This is a genomic window from Janthinobacterium sp. SUN176, assembly GCF_030587335.1.
GTDB classification, from domain to species: Bacteria; Pseudomonadota; Gammaproteobacteria; order Burkholderiales; family Burkholderiaceae_D; genus Janthinobacterium; species Janthinobacterium kumbetense.
The window spans coordinates 142,734-159,975 of record NZ_JAPWIA010000007.1 but is presented as its reverse complement, the minus strand read 5'-3'; the positions used below and the strand labels follow the sequence as shown (position 1 = coordinate 159,975).

General features: G+C 61.8%; 15 protein-coding genes and 1 tRNA gene. All 16 read right to left on the bottom strand.

Translation table 11 applies throughout. From position 1 onward, the window contains the following. Nucleotides 1–41: 41 nt before the first annotated feature. Nucleotides 42–728, bottom strand: a complete 687-nt coding sequence (epsI, locus tag O3299_RS27310) for an exosortase-associated protein EpsI, B-type (RefSeq protein ID WP_077400965.1) — start codon at nt 726–728, stop codon at nt 42–44. Beyond that, nucleotides 725–1,633 (bottom strand): exosortase B, encoded by a 909-nt coding sequence (xrtB, locus tag O3299_RS27305; protein ID WP_251350013.1) that lies wholly within the window; start codon nt 1,631–1,633, stop codon nt 725–727. The genes epsI and xrtB overlap by 4 nt, the downstream gene beginning before the upstream one ends. After that, entirely contained in the window at nt 1,633–2,511 is an 879-nt protein-coding gene (epsG, locus tag O3299_RS27300) for a chain length determinant protein tyrosine kinase EpsG (RefSeq protein ID WP_077409017.1), read from the bottom strand. The genes xrtB and epsG overlap by 1 nt, the downstream gene beginning before the upstream one ends. A gap of 13 nt (nt 2,512–2,524) precedes the next feature. Next, the gene (gene epsF, locus O3299_RS27295; protein ID WP_077400960.1) at nt 2,525–3,922 is read right to left on the bottom strand and encodes a chain length determinant protein EpsF; all 1,398 of its coding nucleotides are present in this window, start codon (nt 3,920–3,922) and stop codon (nt 2,525–2,527) included. Between the two features lie 41 nt (nt 3,923–3,963). Continuing rightward, the gene (epsE, locus tag O3299_RS27290; RefSeq protein WP_077400957.1) at nt 3,964–4,752 is read right to left on the bottom strand and encodes a polysaccharide export protein EpsE; all 789 of its coding nucleotides are present in this window, start codon (nt 4,750–4,752) and stop codon (nt 3,964–3,966) included. A gap of 56 nt (nt 4,753–4,808) precedes the next feature. Then, a complete protein-coding gene (locus tag O3299_RS27285) occupies nt 4,809–5,747 on the bottom strand; it encodes an EpsD family peptidyl-prolyl cis-trans isomerase (RefSeq protein ID WP_257218705.1) in 939 nt (312 codons plus the stop codon). A 527-nt stretch (nt 5,748–6,274) separates the two neighbouring features. Further along, entirely contained in the window at nt 6,275–7,657 is a 1,383-nt protein-coding gene (locus tag O3299_RS27280) for an undecaprenyl-phosphate glucose phosphotransferase (RefSeq protein WP_305063630.1), read from the bottom strand. Between the two features lie 8 nt (nt 7,658–7,665). After that, a complete protein-coding gene (gene epsL, locus O3299_RS27275) occupies nt 7,666–8,904 on the bottom strand; it encodes an XrtB/PEP-CTERM-associated polysaccharide biosynthesis outer membrane protein EpsL (RefSeq protein WP_305063629.1) in 1,239 nt (412 codons plus the stop codon). Nucleotides 8,905–8,944: 40 nt separating this feature from the next. After that, complete coding sequence (locus O3299_RS27270) at nt 8,945–9,607, bottom strand: CAAX prenyl protease-related protein (protein ID WP_305056775.1); 663 nt, start codon at nt 9,605–9,607, stop codon at nt 8,945–8,947. A gap of 176 nt (nt 9,608–9,783) precedes the next feature. Further along, nucleotides 9,784–11,676, bottom strand: a complete 1,893-nt coding sequence (locus tag O3299_RS27265; RefSeq protein WP_077400945.1) for an ATP-binding cassette domain-containing protein — start codon at nt 11,674–11,676, stop codon at nt 9,784–9,786. A 172-nt stretch (nt 11,677–11,848) separates the two neighbouring features. Next, a tRNA-Arg gene (locus O3299_RS27260) sits at nt 11,849–11,923 on the bottom strand. A gap of 71 nt (nt 11,924–11,994) precedes the next feature. Beyond that, nucleotides 11,995–13,062 carry a hypothetical protein gene (locus O3299_RS27255; protein WP_305063628.1) on the bottom strand — a complete coding sequence of 356 codons (1,068 nt, stop codon included), beginning with the start codon at nt 13,060–13,062 and terminating at the stop codon, nt 11,995–11,997. Between the two features lie 8 nt (nt 13,063–13,070). Continuing rightward, nucleotides 13,071–14,438, bottom strand: coding sequence for an MBOAT family protein (locus O3299_RS27250; protein WP_354669839.1), 1,368 nt, complete (start codon nt 14,436–14,438; stop codon nt 13,071–13,073). Nucleotides 14,439–14,778: 340 nt separating this feature from the next. After that, on the bottom strand, nt 14,779–15,552 hold the full coding sequence (locus O3299_RS27245) for a PEP_CTERM-anchored TLD domain-containing protein (protein ID WP_251350006.1): 774 nt from the start codon (nt 15,550–15,552) through the stop codon (nt 14,779–14,781). Between the two features lie 119 nt (nt 15,553–15,671). Further along, nucleotides 15,672–16,064 carry a RidA family protein gene (locus tag O3299_RS27240; RefSeq protein WP_099665086.1) on the bottom strand — a complete coding sequence of 131 codons (393 nt, stop codon included), beginning with the start codon at nt 16,062–16,064 and terminating at the stop codon, nt 15,672–15,674. A 17-nt stretch (nt 16,065–16,081) separates the two neighbouring features. After that, entirely contained in the window at nt 16,082–17,242 is a 1,161-nt protein-coding gene (locus O3299_RS27235) for an acyl-CoA dehydrogenase family protein (protein ID WP_305063627.1), read from the bottom strand.

The window sequence follows — 17,242 nt, the reverse complement described above, 5'->3', positions numbered from 1 at the left end:
TGCCGCGCCCGCAGGCGCTTTGTCATCGTTCCAGCCATGCCTCATCCGGGCGGCGCGCCGATCAGGCGGCTGCGCTGCGCCGCCGGCATGCTGGCCAGCAAGCCGTTGACGAAATCGGCCTGCAAGCGGTAGGCGCGCGGCAAGTCCGTATCGATGCTCGACACGCGGAACAGCATGGCGTCGGCCACGGTGCCCGTCAAGCCATAGCGCAATTGCTCCAGGCGCTGCTGCATGCCCACCTTGCTGATCTTGTCGCCGATGGTGATCCAGTACGTGATGGGCTCGCTGCGGTTGCCATTCACGGCCAGCAAGCGCTTCACGGGCAGGCTGCCGTAGGCCGAGGCCAGCTCGCCGTATTCGTCGCGCTCTACCTGGAAACCCTGCGCCGCGTAGCACACTTCCGGCTTGTGCACGCCCATGTTGTCGCTCTGGTCGCCGCCGTACGCGATCGACAGCATCACCCGTTCGCCGTGCCCATTGATGTAGGTGCGCGACAAAGTCTGGTTGTAGATCTTGTTCAGGCGCTCCTGGGTTTCCGGATCCACCTGCAGCGGCACGATGGAACTGTCTACGCGCCAGTCGCCGAACGCTTGCGGTATCGCCGCTTCCAGCGAAAAACTCGGGCGCTGGTCGGCCATCTTCACGCCCGGCGCCACGCCGTGGCTGAGGACGGCTGCGCCCAGCAGCAAGGCGCCCAGCAGCATATTCATGCGCAATGCAGCGTTCATGTCGACGCTCCCACGGTTGGCGCGCGGCCCGCCTGGCGCTTGCGCACGATCCACTGCAGCAAGCTGTCGACACTGAGGATCAGCAGCAGCGCGGAAATGAACAGCACCATGCCGGCGAAGCCGTGCAGGAAGCCCTGCCCGGCCGCGTCGCCGAAGTAATACGTGATCAGGGTCAGCACCATCACGCGGATGACATTGGCGGTAAAGGAAATCGGCACGATCAACAGGGCCAGCACGATGTTGCGGAACGGCGAAGTATGCCGCACCAGGTTCAGGTAGAACAGGCCCAGCGCTTCAAGCGTCAGCAGGGTCTGCAAGCCGGCGCAGGCGTCGGCCACCAGCAGCTGGTACTGGCCGATCTGCAGGATCACGCCATTGCGGGCGATCGGATAGCCGGCCAGGAAAAGCAGGTGTTCGGTCACATACGAAACCGCCATTTTCATCGGCATGGTCAGGGTCGTCACCAGCGGCAGCGGCAGCGGCACCATGAACAGCATGAAAAAGAAGGGAAACCACAGAATACGCGCGGCAATCCAGCCGCGCTTGAGCAGCAGCAGGGACAGGCCGGTGCCGATCAGGGCGAGGATTTCCAGCGACAGGATATGCTGCGAACGGCCCAGCACATACAGCAGCAGCGAAACGGCCAGCAGCGGCCAGCCGGCGCGGGCCGGACGGGCGCCGGCGCTCTGCGCCAGCATCTCGGGCCATTTGCGGTAGATCAACCACAGCGACAGGGCCAGGATGATGGGACCGTGCGCCTGCTCTTCGGTGGACCAGATGCCGCGGAACAGGCCGACCAGGCTGGGCGCGAGCATGGCCAGGAAACCCAGCGCCAGCGGCAGCCAGTCCGGCACGGCGGAGCGGCCGGCCTGCGCCGGCGGCATGGCGTGGCCTGGCGCAGCCATCAAAAGTCGACCATCACGGAACCGACCACCTGGGCGCCGCTATGCGTCATTTGCTCGGCCATGGCCGCCACTTCCGCCATCGGCGTCTTGTTCTTGCGCGCCACCAGCAGCACGCCGCCCGCACGCGCCGCCACGGCCAGCGCATCGGAACCGGTGGCATACGCCGGCACGTCGTACAGCACCACGTCGTAGCGGCTTTCCAGCTGCTTGTTGAGCGTGACGAAGGAGGTGCGGCTGAGCAATTCCTGCGGATTCGGCGGCAAGGTGCCGGCGGACAACACCGACAGCGCGACAAACGATTCCACCTTGGCGATGATATCGAGTTCGGCGCGGCCGGCCAGCACGTCGGACAGGCCCTGGCGTGTCTTCAGGTCGAAGATTTCCTGCTGGCGCGGCGCGCGCAGGTTGGCGTCGACCAGCAAGGTGTGCTCGCCCAGCTGGGAAAACACCACGGCCAGGTTGGCCGCGAACAGGCTGGCGCCGTCGCCCGGCTCCATGCCCAGCACCACCAGCGATTTGCTGCCGCGGGCGAACCAGCGCAGCATCAGCTGGCTGCGCACGGCGCGCAGGGTTTCCACCTGGTGGCTGAAAGGCTGGTAGGCGGCCACCAGTTCCTGCGGATACTTGCCGGCGCCCGGCTGCAGGTAGGGATAGTCGAACTGGCGCGCCAGCACTTGCTCGATATCGGCTTCCGTGATCAGGCCCAGGCGCAGGGCCGCTTCACCGAAGCGGATGCCCAGTTCCTTTTGCATGCGCAGCACGCGTTCGGCGTTTTCCGGCGTGATCTTGCCCGATTCGAGCAACAGGCCGCCAATGCTGGAATCGGTGCCGCGCGCCAGCGGCGCAGTGGTATTGAGGAGGTGTGGACTTGAAGTCATGATAGGTTCCATCTCAGTTCAGGCGCAAACGGCGCGGCAGCATGCCGCGCATGCGACGCTGTTTAGGTTTCCAGTCGACCACGCCGAACACGGGAATCTGCAGCACTTCGCTCAGGTCCTGGTCGGAACGGATACGGCGGTCCAGCAATTCGGCCAGCAGCGCGATGCCGCAGCCCAGCATGAGGCCGAGGAAGATCGACAGCAGCACGTTGCGGAGAATCTTCGGGCTGTCCGGCTCGATCGGCGCCGTGGCCGGATTGAGCATGGCGATATCGGACTGCTCCGCCTGGCCTTCGATGCGCGTCTGCGACAGGCGCTGCGAAGTCACGTCGAAGGCGCGCTGGGCGCTTTCCACATCCTTGCTCAGCACGCCCATTTCATCGCGCGTCCGGTTCAATTCCAGCACCTTGGCCTTTTGCGCCGCCAGTGCGGCGCGGATCGCGCCTTCGCGCTGCTGCAGGATCTGCGCATTGTTGCCCACGCTTTGCGAGGTGGCGCGCGTCTGCTCGGCCAGGTCGCGGCGCAGCTTGTCCACTTCCGCCTTGGCGCTTTGGTATTGCGGGTGATTGCGGTCCAGGCGCTGGCCCAGTTCGGCCAGTTTGCCCTCGGCATTACCCAGGCCCAGCTTCAGGCTCTGGATCAGCGGATTCGACGCGACGTCCGGCGATTCGGACAGGTTGCCGCCCTGCGCCATGCGCTGGCGCGAATTGGCTTCCATGGCCTGGCCCTGCGCCAGCACCAGTTGCGCCGACAGGTCGTTCAAGCGGTTCGATTCCACATCGAGGCGGTTGTCGACGCTGACGATGCCATTGTCCTGCTGGTATTTCGACAGGCGGCTTTGCGCGCGCTCGACGTTGTCACGCAGCAATTTGGTCTGGTCATCGAAGTACGTCGTCGCCTTGCGCATCGGGTCGACCTTCAGCTGGATGCTGACCTTTTGATACTGTTCCGCAAAGGCGTTCGACACGGCCGCGACGAATTGCGGGTCGGCGCCCTTGAAGCTGACATCGACCACGCTGCTTTCGCGCGACGGCATCACTTCGAGTTTCTTCAGCAGCAAGTCGGCCAGCCAGTCGCGCACCGTGCCCTTGCCTTGCGCCGCGTCATTGAACTGGGCGATCACGGCGGGGCTGCGCGCCAGTTCCAGCTGGTCGACGACGCGCAAGGCCACGTTCTTGCTGCCGATAATATCGACCTGGGTCGCCATGTAGCCAGGCAGCAACTGCCCCGGCATGGTCATGCCCGTCAGGGGATCGACGCCCTTGTAGTTCAGCAGCAGGGTGCTGGTGGCCTTGTAGGTCTTCGGCAGCACCAGGCTGACGCCCAGCGCCAGCGCCACGGTGATCATCAAGGTCAGCAGCACAATCTTCTTGCGCGCCCGAAGGATCAGCAATAGTTGGGTGAGGTTCATTTGGAAACTTTCAATACAAAAAGATAGGGAGCCAGTTGCTCTTAGAACAGGCTTTCCTGGACATACACGACATCGTCGACGCGCAGCAGGTCGTCATGCTTGACCGACAACACTTCCATCTGGCCTTCCGCATTGCGGCGCTTGACGCGCACGCCCCGTTCGGTGCCGCGCAAGGTCAGGCCGCCACCCACGGACAGGGCTTGCAGCACGGTCATGTTGCGTTCCAGGCGGAAGGCGCCCGGACGCTGGACTTCGCCGTAGATGTAGAAGCGCGGCGCGCGTTCCACGTAGATGATGTCGTTGCCGCCCACTTCCATGTCGCCCTTCAGGTCGCCGTTGCGCACGATGTCGAGAATGTCGGCCACGTCGCGCGTGGCAGTGCCGCCGCGCTTGCGGATCACGGTGATCTGGTCGGCGCCGTCAGGACTGACGCCGCCGGCCATGGCCAGCATGTCCATCACGCTGCGCTTGCCTTCCACCGGGTAGCGGCCCGGACGGTTGACCTGGCCCAGCACGGACGCCTGCTGGCTTTGCAGGCTGGTGACGATGATGTTGACTTGCGCCTTGCGCAGGAAGCCGCCGCTCTCGAGCAAGCCGCCCAGTTTCTTTTCCGCTGCCGACGTCGACAGGCCGCCGACGGCCACCGCGCCCACCAGCGGGAAGGTGATTTCCCCCGCTTCGCTCACGCGCGTCTCCAGGCCCAGATCCGGGTTGCCGTAGACGGAGATTTTCAGCACATCACCAGCCCCAAGGGGGACATCGGCTGCACCGGCCATGCCTGCGGCGAGGGCCAGAAAGGCCGCCATCATCCAGTTTGCGAGTCGTTTCATGATTACAGATTCCCGTTGGTAGATTGCTGATGTTTAACTACTTGTCGATAAGTCACTTATTTCAAGCCCGCCACGCCGCGCTCGTTGGCTTCATGCGCGCTGTTCGCCGGCGCCGCTGCCGCAGGTGCGCTGGCCGTAGCCGAGGCCGCAGCCGCTGCATCCTTGTTGAAATACTCGATCTTGGCGCTGGCGCGCAGACGCTTCAGTTCCGCTTCGGCCGCATCCTTGTTCTTCTTGTTGGCCAGGAATTGCTCGATTTGCGGCGCCGCCGCGTCCAGGCCCACCGGGCTGTCCTTGATATCGGCCAGCGCGATGAGCAGGCTGCGCTCGCCTTCGCGCACGATGAACAGCTGGCCCTTCGGCATCGATTGCAGTTTGCTGCTCAGTTCGGGCGCCAGGTCGGCGCTGGTGCGCGACACCTGGGTGCGGCCGAACGCGATCTTGTGCTCCTCGAGCCATTGCGCCACGTCTTCCAGCGACTTGGCGCGGTCCATGACGGCTTTGAGCTCATCGTTCAGCGCCGCCGTCGGGATGACCAGTTCGCGCAGATCGAATTGCTTGCGCTGGCTGAAGAACAGCGGGTTTTTCGCGAAGTACTCTTCCACTTCGGCCTTGCTCGGGCGGGTGGCCGCGCCGATGCGCTTTTGCATGTATGCCTGGGCAACGATCAGCGCCTTGGCGCGCTCGATGGCCTGCATGACTTTCGGATCGCGGTCGACCTTTTCCTTGGCCGCTTCGTTCTGCAGCAACTGACGGTCGATCAGCGACTCGAGCAACTGCTTGCTGGCCGCGGCCTGCTGCGGCGCCTGCACGCCGGCGCGCTGCAACTCTTCATTCAACTGCAAGACGGTGATTTCTTCGCCGTTCACGCTGGCCAGCGCCTGGCCAGCCTTTTTTTCCTTGTTGCCGCAAGCGGACAGGCCAGCAGCGGCCAGCAGGACCAGGGCGGCGCACAACAAACGTGGCGCGGGGCGGGAGTGAATAAAATGATTCAAGCGTGCTCCTTCGGATGACAGGTATGACGGGGGTGGAAAATCCGGCGCAGTATAACGGGCCATGGCCAGGCTGCACTGCACGGATGCCCCGAAAAATAGTTATTCGTCAAATAATTAACAATATTGTAAACATAATACACATAATGCATGACGACAAGCAAAATATTTGCTTAAAAATCTACTAATGAGATATAAAAACAACTATTTCCACAGTCTACTTGATTGCAAAAAATTATGTATTGCGTGGTTCAGACCGACTTTAAAATCGATAGTTGGCGCGTGCCGTCCCGGACGGCTTCCCGTCAGGGTGACGCACGTCCGGCAGGGGCAAGGCCGGATACTGCTCACATCGTGAACCCTTTCCAAGAGGAAAGTAATGGCGCATGGCCGGCACGACTCGTGGCAAGGTGAGCGCGGAGTGGTCGCGTAATGCGCTGGTGCTCTATAGATGCTCCATTTTAACGCGTATTGACTCCGTGCAAAGTATATTCAAACGCTATTTTTTCCTGCTGGCAGCATACTGACGCTCAATGGGCGTTCTCGCGCGCCAGCACCACTTTGACCGTGCGCGCGATAATCCACAGATCCAGCCACAGCGACCAGTTGCGCAGGTAATCGAGGTCGAAATGGATGCGCGCCTCCATCTTGTCGAGCGTTTCCGTCTCGCCCCGCAAACCGTTGACCTGGGCCCAGCCCGTAATGCCGGGCTTGACCTTGTGGCGCAGCATGTAGCCCTTGATCAGCTTGCGGTACTGCTCGTTGTGCACGACGGCATGGGGGCGCGGTCCGACGATGCTCATGCGGCCCTGCAGGACGTTGAGGAATTGCGGCAGCTCGTCGAGCGAGCTGCGGCGCAGGAAGGCGCCGACGCGCGTCACGCGCTGGTCGTTCTTGGTGGCCTGCACCACCGTGTCGCCATCTTCGCCCACCGTCATGGAGCGGAACTTGTAGACGACGATTTCCTCGCCATACAGGCCATAGCGGCGCTGGCGGAAAATCACGGGGCCTTTCGAAGTGGTCTTGACGGCGATGGCGATGACCAGCATCACCGGCAGCAGCAGGATCTGGATCATCAGCCCCAGCACGATATCGCTGCCCCGCTTGACCATGCTGTTAAAGCCCGTGAACGGCGATTCCCGGATGGCGATGACGGGCATGCCGCCCACGTTGTCGAAACGCGCCTGCATCAGGTCGAAGATATAAATATCCGGCAGGAAATACACGGAAGCCGTCGTATCTTCGAGCTCGTCGAGCATCTTGCGGATGCGCGGCTGGGCCGAAATCGGCTGGCTGATGAAGATCATCTTGATGTTGTGTTCGCGCACATAGGAGGCGATATCATCCATGCGCCCCAGCATGGGTTCGCGCATCTTTTCCGGCCAGCGGTCGTCCGTGCGGTCATCGAAAAAGCCGTGCACGTGCATGAACAGGTTGGCATTGCGCTCGATGGTGGCGGCAAACTTCAGGCTGGCGTCGTTGGCGCCGATGATGACCACCGAGCGCACTTCGCTGTCGCCGTCCGGGCGCAGGCTGAACCTGCGCCCGGCCAGGTGCCCGGCCAGCAGCACGAAGGGCGTGAGGACAAACCAGGCCAGCACCACTTCGGTATCGAAATGATAGGCCAGGCCCGTGGCCGAGCCCAGGAAGGTGAGGATCAGCGCGACGATGGTCCAGCCGACGAGGATATCGCGCGCATACGCCAGCATGCGGCCGCTGCGCCAGGTACGGTAGGGGTCGACATGCTGGTATACCGTCGATGAAATGAAGACGGCCAGTATCATCAGCACCAGCGTATAGCCGGTGAAGGTCGAACCCGACAACACCGTCATCAGGTACAGCAAGCCCATGATGATGATCGGGTCGAGAACGCGCTGGAAAAACGAAATCAGGGGTATATCATTGACAGTCATGTTGATCTTTAAAACTGTACGCTGCCATTGAAGGAAATGCCCTTGGCCCGGTAGCTGCCGTTATCGATGATGGCGACGCCTTCGCGCCGCTCGTGGAACACGCGCACGCCAAGCTGGATTTTCCGGTGCGGCGCATACGTCGCGCCGAGCGAGGCCGTGCGCGTGGTGTCGCGCCCGTCGCCGGGCAGCACCAGGCCGCTGACGGCCTCGAAATCGCGCCGTTCCTGGCGCAGCTGCGCATCCACGCGCACCTTCGACGTGGCCGTCCAGGTCGCGCCCAGGCTGGCGCCCGTGTTCAGGCTGCTCGTCACCAGCGAATTGTCGACGGAACCGAATTCGCGCCAGACGATGCCGGTGAAATTGACCTTGCCCAACGGCTTCCAGTACACGCTCAGCCGGCCATTCGTGCCGCTGGTATCGCGCCCGGACAGCAAGTTGTTGCGGTGGCGCACCCAGCCACCGAGGAATTCCATCTGCGTGATATCGCTGAAATCCCAGAGAACATTGGCCTTGACCTCGTCCTGGCTATAGCCGTTGCCGTACACACTGGCGTCGAACGCGCCGCGGTTCGGATACTTGCCATTCAGGTGGCGCAGCTGCACGCCGACGCGGCTGTTGCTGCGCGCCAGGTAGTCGACGCCAAATTCCGTCGCGTCTTCCACCCAGTTGGAAAACGCCTGCGACGGCAGGTCATACGAGTAGCGGTCGCGCGACAGGCCGCCGCGCACGCGCCAGCTGGGGTGGAAGCGCCACGCGCCATTCACGTACTCGCGGCGCTGCGTGCGCAGATTGCGCACCGAGCTCTGGAAGTCGCTGAACGGCGTCAGGGTCTGCGAATAACTGGCGCCCACATGGCCTTCCAGGTGGTTGGCGATGTGCCATTCCAGGTCGGCCAGGTAATCCTTGCCATCGTAGTCGAACTGGCTGAAGCGGTTGAAGCTCACCTTCGACCACTTGGCCTGGCCCGTCAGTATCTGGCGGCCGATGGGACGGTTGAACAGGAAGCCCGCCTGCAGCATCCTCGACGTATCCGAACGGGGGCCGGAAAAACCCCGCACATCGTCCGGCAGGCGCATCAGGTTGTCGTCGTACGAATAGGACGTGGCAACGAAAGGCTTGATGGTGTCGCTGATATCGGCCACAGCGGCGCCGCTGGCCAGGGTGCCCAAGAGTAACAGCGCAACCGGCAAACGTGGGCCGGCCATGAAGGCGGCGGCAACGGCTTTTTTACGCAAGGAATTCAACATGGATTTTGTCTTTGAAAGATCACACAGTTGATAGGCAATACTACCAGTAAATCCAGTGCCCACCAGAAATAATCCAGAGGCCCAGCACGCCGTTCGTCACGCCGTGCGCGAGGATGGGCGACCACAGGGACTGGCTACGCATGTACAACAAACTATAGACCGCACCGGCCACCATGCCGGCCAGCCATAAATTATGCTCAAAGCCAAACAGCAACACGCTGATGGCGAAGGCCTTGACGCTGGCCAGGCGCGGATCGGCCCGCAAAAAGTCCGGCTTGTCGATCCAGCGCAGCAGAAAGGAGCGCCAGAACAGCTCTTCCATCACGGGCACCACCAGCGCCGCGCCGGCGATGCGCAGCACTACCAGGCTCCACTCGATGCGGCCATCGGTGCGGGGATCAAAACCGTCCGGCTTGCCGATGCTCATCCAGCTGGCGTCGAGATTGATCCACAGCAAAAAAACAACAACACCGCCTGCCAGCGCCCCGAGAATGGCACGCGCGCCCAACGGCGTCCACCGCAATTCCGTGTAACTGCGGCGCCAGTACAACAACAAGCCCAGCACGACGCCGATCTTGACGACATACAGCCAGCGCAAGTCCTGCGCGGCAACGCCCAGGCGGCCGAGCATGTCGGCAATGGCAATGAAGGAGAGATAGGCCAGGAATGGCGCTACCCGGGGCAAGGCGGCGCGGTCAAACATGCTGCCACGCATCGGAGGAGGAGCTGCGCGCCGGACGCGGTGGTCCGGAGCGCATGTTTTTCATGACAAACATGCATCCTCCGATGTAATAAATATAATTATATAATTATATCAAGCAGAACCGTTGCCGTGGCAAATAATCCTGACTTAATTACAACAGGGTATGCAAAAAAGCATCAGCTATTCGCGCGCGCCTCGATCTGCTCCCACTTTTCCAGCGCTTCCAGCAGTTCGCCTTCGATCTCGGCCACGCGCGCATTCAGGCGCTTGCCTTCGGCTGGCGTCTTCTTGTAGAAGTCCGGATGCGACAGTTCGGCGGCCAGCACCGATTGCTCGTCTTCCAGCTTGGCGATCAGTTTCGGCAACTCTTCCAGCTCGCGCTGTTCCTTGTAGCTGAGCTTTTTCTGCTTGGCGGCCGGCGCGGCAGCCTCGACCTTCACGGCCGGCTTGCTGGCTGGCGCCGTGGCGATCGGCAAGGTGCGCACGCGCTCCCAGTCCGTGTAGCCGCCGACGAATTCGCGCCACTTGCCCTCGCCTTCGGCGACGATCACCTGCGTGACCACATTGTCGAGGAAGGTGCGGTCATGGCTGACGAGGAAGACGGTGCCTGTGTATTCTTCCAGCAACTCTTCCAGCAATTCCAGGGTATCGATATCCAGGTCATTGGTCGGTTCATCGAGCACCAGCACGTTGGCCGGCTTGGCGAACAGACGCGCCAGCAGCAAACGGTTGCGCTCGCCACCGGACAGCGACTTGACGGGCGAACGGGCGCGTTCCGGCGCGAACAGGAAGTCGTTCAGGTACGTCATCACGTGGCGGCGCTGGCCGTTGATCTCGACCCAGTCGCTGCCCGGCGCGATGGTTTCCATCAGGTTCGCCTCTTCGTTCAGCTGCGTGCGCATCTGGTCGAAATACGCCACTTGCAGCTTGGTACCCAGGCGGATGGTGCCCGTGTCCGACTGCTCTTCGCCGAGGATCATCTTCAGCAGGGTGGTCTTGCCGGCGCCGTTGGCGCCGATCAGGCCGACCTTGTCGCCGCGCAAGATGGTGGCGCTGAAATCCTTGACAATGACCTTGTCGCCGTAAATCTTGGAGACGTTTTCCAGGTCCGCCACGATCTTGCCCGAGCGTTCGCCGGCCGAGACGTCCAGCTTGACTTGTCCCTGCTGTTCGCGGCGCGCATTGCGCGTCAGGCGCAGCGCTTCCAGGCGGCGCACGCGGCCTTCGTCGCGCACGCGGCGGGCCTTGACGCCCTTGCGTATCCACACTTCTTCCTGCGCCAGGAACTTGTCGAACTTGGCGTTTTCCACTTCTTCGATTTCCAGCTGCTCCGCCTTGCGCACTTGATACGCCGTGAAGTTGCCCGGATACGACAGCAAACGGCCGCGGTCGAGCTCGATGATGCGCGTGGCAACGTTGTCGAGGAAGGAGCGGTCATGGGTAATGAACAGCACGCTGCCCTTGAAGTCGCGCAACAAGCCTTCCAGCCACAGGATGGAGCTGAAGTCCAGATGGTTGGTGGGCTCATCGAGCAGCAGCACGTCGGGCGCCGACACCAGCGCGCGCGCCAGCGCCACGCGCTTCTGCATCCCGCCGGACAGGGTTTTCATGGCCATGTCGCCCGTCAGGTTCAGACGGTCGAGCACGGTTTCCACCTTGTTCGGCAAGCTCCACGCATCGGCCGCATCGAGTTTGACCTGGATGTCGTGCATGCGTTCCATCAGTTCGTCGTCATTGCCCTGGCCAAACTGGCCCGTCAACGCATCGTATTCCTTCAGCCACGCCTGCGATTCGCCCATGCCGGACGCGACGGCGTCGAACACGGACATTTCCGGGTCGAATTGCGGTTCCTGCTCCACATACGCGATCTTGATGCCTTGTTGCATTACCAACAAGCCGTCATCGAGCTTGAACTTGCCCGAAATAACCTTCAACAGCGACGATTTACCCGTGCCGTTGCGGCCGATCAAGCCGACCCGCTCCGAGGTTTCCAGTGAAAATTCCGCGTGATCGAGCAGCGCGACGTGACCGAACGCAAGTTGCGCCGATGAAAGAGAAATGACAGCCATAATGAGTAAGAGTGCTCGGGCGCCGTCTCGCGCACACCGCGTGGTGTGCAAAACAGCCGCCGATTGGATGAATGAAGCACGCATTGTACCGATAACTCGGACTTCAATCGCCATCGACCAGTAATTACCGCCTGGATGATCACAGGCTGCCGACGCGCGTTGCGTGGAAACGTGGTGTCGCCAGCAGGAATCGAACCTGCATTTAAGTCTTAGGAGGACCTTGTACTATCCATTGTACGATGGCGACACGCGCAGCGGCATTATACAGGCTAGTTCCTGCCATTGACAGTCCGGCAGCACGTGCGTGGGGCCGGCGCCTCAGTGCCCTGCCACCTGGCGCAATGGCGCCGGCAACGCAGGCGATGCCGAAGGCAACAAGGGCAGGATTTGCTGCGCCGCCAGATCGTGCGCCACCGGGTTCCAGTGGCCGTCCATCGGCAGAAAATCCATGCGCTCGCGCTGTTGCGCCCAATGGCGCGCGAATACCGGCTGCATGTCCACCACCTGATGGCCGTGTCGCAGGGCCGTCTGGATGAAAAATGCGCGATCGCCCGCTTTCCAGTTCGGTACCGCCTTCTGCGGCGCGTACAGCATGTTCCGGTCCGCGTCGACCAGGAAGATAAAGCGCGTATCGCCAGCGCCGCCCAGCGCGCGCAATTGCGTCATGTAGTACTCGAGCGCGGCGGCGCGGCGTGCATCAGGTGCGCTGGCGGCCGGCTCCTGCGCCGCGGCAGGAGGACTGCGGCGCAATTGGCTCATCAACCAGTCAGGAAATTTCAAGTTGTAATAGATATAACGGGCCAGGGCCGAATAGGCGACCAGTCGCTTGGCCTTGGACTCGACATAGGGAACATGCACCATCCTGATATCATTCCCTTCGCCGACAAACATGCTGTGGCCCCGCTGCGCCGGCGCCAGGATGTCCTGCATGTCCATCGGCTCGACAAACATCACCACCGTGCGCGGATGCAATTGCGCACGCGTATGACGGAACACTTCCAGCGCGTCGGCAAAGCCGTTGCCCGAGGCAGAGGCGGCATACACGCCGCCGCCCAGGGCTTGACTCAGCCGGCCTTGCAGGGTTTCCTGATACTCGAGCATCAGGCTTTCGATAAAGCTGTCGCCGATGACAAGCACGGCCGCGCCATCCTTGAAATCGGGGGAATTGGTAAAGCCCTGCCGATTCGTGCGGCCATGCCGGGCATTCGCCAGGGCCCAGCCATGCGAATACACGTAGTCCTGCTGCGGCAGATAACGGGCATACGGGCGCTGTTCGCTGCTCTGCTCCATGCGCAATCCGGACACCACCGGCATGCATTGCAGGAACGCTTCCAACGCCAGTGCCGTGACCAGCACACCCAGGCCTATCGCAAATATGGAGCGCATATGATTTGTCAGAAATTAAAGTACAAGAATTCAGAAACGCCACGCGTCTCGCTAATTGCCAGCAAGACCAGGCAAAGCATCAACATGGCCCCCAGCAAGACGCTGCCCCGGCCACTGTCCAGGCGCTGCTCCGTCGACAGGCGCAAGCCTCGCCCCAGCAGCTCATACACATTCGGCAGGAAGAAAACGATGGCGGCGCAGACGCCCAGCCACCACAGGCAGGAACTCAGCTGCATGATGCGGTTCACGCCCAGCATGCTTTCCTGCATCGCGGGCGTCAGCGTGCCGCCGCCCATGGCTTGCAGCACATCCAGCGCCACCTCGAGGGAACTGGCGCGAAAAAACACCCAGGCCAGCACCACGGCAAAAAAAGTCGCCAGTGCGCCGCCGGCCCGTATCGCCAGGTTGCTGCGCTGGCCCAGCAGATGACGCAAGGCATGGTTGACGATCAGATAAGCGCCGTGCAAGCAGCCCCAGACCACAAAGGTCCAGTTGGCGCCGTGCCACAGTCCGCCCAGCAGCATCGTGATCAGGAGGTTGCGGTAACGCAAGAACCCGCCCTTGCGATTCCCGCCCAGGGGGATATACAGATAATCGCGCAGGAAATTGGACAGCGTGATGTGCCAGCGGCGCCAGAAATCGATGATGGAGGTCGCCTTGTATGGCGAGAGAAAGTTAATCGGCAAGATAATGCCGAACATATAGGACAAGCCATACGCCATGTCGCAATAGGCCGAAAAGTCGAAATACAGCTGGAACGTATAGGCCAGCGCACCGGCCCATGCCTCCAGCATGCTCAAATGGGCGTGATGGAGGTCGAAGACGGGTGCGACGTAGCGCGCGATGCCATCGGCCAAAATGACTTTCTTGAACAGGCCAATCGTGAAGAATGCAAGGCCGACGATCAGGCGCCCGCGGCTGAAGACATGCGATTCGGCCTGCACGAACTGCGGCATCATTTCCTTGTGATGCAAAATCGGACCGGCGATCAGGTGCGGAAAGTAGGTGACGAACAAACCGTAGCTTTCTGGCTGGTAATCCTTGACCTTGCCGGCGTGGCAATCGACCAGGTAGGCGATTTGCGTGAAGGTGAAAAACGAGATGCCGATCGGCAGGGTAATCCCCAGCGGCTGGAATGTCGCCCCCGTCAGGGTGGCAATATTGCTGATAAAAAAATCAAAATACTTGAAAAACACCAGCAGCGACAAATTGAAGGCGAGTCCGAGCCACAGCCAGTGCTTTGCCTCGCGCTTGCGGCCCGTCTCTTGACGTTTCGAAACGACTCGGCCAATGCTGAAGTTGCAGCAGATTGACAGCAGCAGCAGCGGCAGGTAGGCGACATCCCAGTAACTATAGAATGCAAGCGAGGCCAGCAACAGGAAAATTATGGATAGCCGCAGCGAGTATTTTGACAGGAGAAAGTATCCCAGCAACGCCAACGGCAAGAACACCAGAAAGAACGGAAATGAATTAAATAACACGGTGCAATTCCATAAAGTTGCTTATACGTAACGCGTTGGCAGCCAGCAATGGCAAGTTTATGCTTTTAACGCTGATATTTGTTTATTATTATTCTACACATGGTGACGAGACGAACTCTTGCCCGCACAACGTGCGGGCATGCGCCGGACTGCCACGGCCAGGCGCGCCGTCGCCGGCAGCCATTCCTGCACACCATTTCCCGCCACGCTGCCGAACTCGTACCAGCGTCCTGCCTTATTTGAGACCCATGGTGGCAAACGGCGGCACGCTAAATTTCCTGCGCCGCGCGACGCCTGCACCAACCAGCAACAAGCCGGCCAGCATGAGTTGCAACATCGCGGGCTCGGGCACGGCGCTGACGCTAAATACTTGCATGGCGCCAAACGTGACGTTCGGATAGGAGCCATACGGCGCGCCATCGAGCAAGCTTGCGCCAAAGATGCCATTGACCGGGTCGATGTACGAGTAGCGCGAAGAAATGCCATTGGTGCTCAGGTCCGCCGACATGCCCAGGTCGGCGCCGATGCCGAACGTGGGGCCGGCATCGATATCATTGAAGGTTTGATACGCCCCCACCGAGTCCAGCGCATAGGTTTTCGGCGTCTGCCGGAAATACTGGCCCGACGTCAGGTTGAAGATGAAGGCCGTGCGGTCGCGGTCTTCCGGCGTCATGTTGTAGGTACCCGACGAATTCCAGCTTTGCGGGTTGTAGCCGCCCACCAGCCAGGTCTGGCCGGCGGCGTTGCTCGCCTGCATCACGGAAAACGTGCGTCCCTTGCCGTCGGCGGCCAGGTGGAAGTCGCGCGAGGTGTCGCCCGCCGACTTCGTGTAGATGGCCGTCAGCGCCAGCGGCCCTTCGCCCAGCCAGGCGGACAGCTGCGCTTCCTGCGCGCCGTTGAGCAAGGATTGCGCCGAGGCGACAGGAACGCTGCCGATGCACAGCAAGGCACCGGCGAGCAAGGTGACGGGCCGCACCGCCTTGATTTTCAGCATGATTTGTTGTTGCATCGCTCCCCCTGTATATATGCCGCGAATTTTCGGCATATCAATATAGCACAGGGTGATATATTAATTGCATTAATTTATTTCAATTGAAATGCAGTTAAGGCAATAGTTTATTGCAGCCATCATGGCGGCAGCACGGCCGTCACCTCGATTTCCACCCTGGCGCGATCCTCGATCAGGCCGGCCACCTGCACGGCCGTCATGGCAGGAAAGTGCTTGCCGATCAGCTCGCGGTACGCCACGCCGATTTGCGGATACGCCGCCACATACTCCTTCTTGTCGAGCACATACCAGTTCATGCGCACGATATGCTCGGGCAAGGCGCCCGCCTCCGCCAGCACGGCGACGATATTCTGCAAGGCCTGGCGTACCTGCCCCGCAAAATCGTCCGTATGGAACCGGCCCTGCGCATCCCAGCCTATCATGCCGCTGACGTACACCGTGCGTCCGCTGGCGGCTACGCCATTTGCATAGCCGCGCGGCCTGGCCCATCCCGGTGGTTGCAGCACTTGCATTGCGTTCTCCTGGTTATTCATACATGTCCCGCCTCGCGCAGCAGTTCGCGCGCGATGATCAATTGCTGTACTTCGCTGGCGCCCTCGTAGATGCGCAAGGCGCGGATTTCACGGTACAGGCGCTCGACCGGATGATCGCTGACCACGCCCATGCCGCCGAACAGCTGCACGGCCGCGTCGATCACCTGCTGCGCCGTTTCCGTGGCCGTCAGCTTGGCCATGGCCGCTTCCTTCGTCACCTTGCGGCCCTGGTCGCGCTGCCAGGCGGCGCGGTAGGTCAGCAAGGCAGCCGCCTCGATGCCGGTGGCCATCTGCGCTAATTTTGCCTGCGTCAGCTGGAAGTCCGCCAGGGTCTGGCCGAACATCTGGCGCGCCATGGCGTGGCGCAGCGCCTCGTCAAAGGCGCGCCGCGCAAAGCCCAGCGCGGCGGCGGCCACCGACGTGCGGAACACGTCCAGCGTGGCCATCGCCACCTTGAAACCCTGTCCCGCCTCGCCCAGGCGCTGCGTGGCGGGCACGCGGCAGGCATTGAAACGCAGGCGCGCCAGCGGGTGCGGCGCGATCACCGCGATGCGCTCGGCGATTTCCAGGCCGGGATTGTCCGCGTCGACGATGAAGGCGCTGATGCCGCGCGCGCCCGGCGCCTCGCCCGTGCGGGCGAACACCACGTAAAAATCGGCGATGCCGCCGTTCGAGATCCACGTCTTTTCGCCATCGAGCACGTAGTCGTCGCCATCGCGGCGCGCCGCGCACGCCATGGCCGCCACGTCGGAGCCAGCCTGCGGCTCGGACAGGGCAAAGGCGGCGATGCGCTTGCCGCTGGCCACGTCCGGCAAATAGCGCGCCTTGTTGTCGGCGCTGCCGAACAGGCCGATGGCGCCGGAACCGAGTCCCTGCATGGCGAAGGCGAAATCGGCCAGGCCGTTGTGGCGCGCCAGGGTTTCGCGCATCAGGCAAATGGCGCGCGTGTCGATCTTGCCATCGGTGCCCGTGGCGTATGCCAGCCAGCCGCCCTGCCCCAGTTGCGCCACCAGCGCGCGGCAGGCGGCATCGACATCGGCGCCATGGGCTTCCTGCAGGTGCTGCGCGGCCCAGGCATCGAGTTCGCGTTCAAGTTCGGCATGCCGCGCTTCGAAAAACGGCCAGTCCAGGTAAGTTATATCACGCGTGCTGCTCAT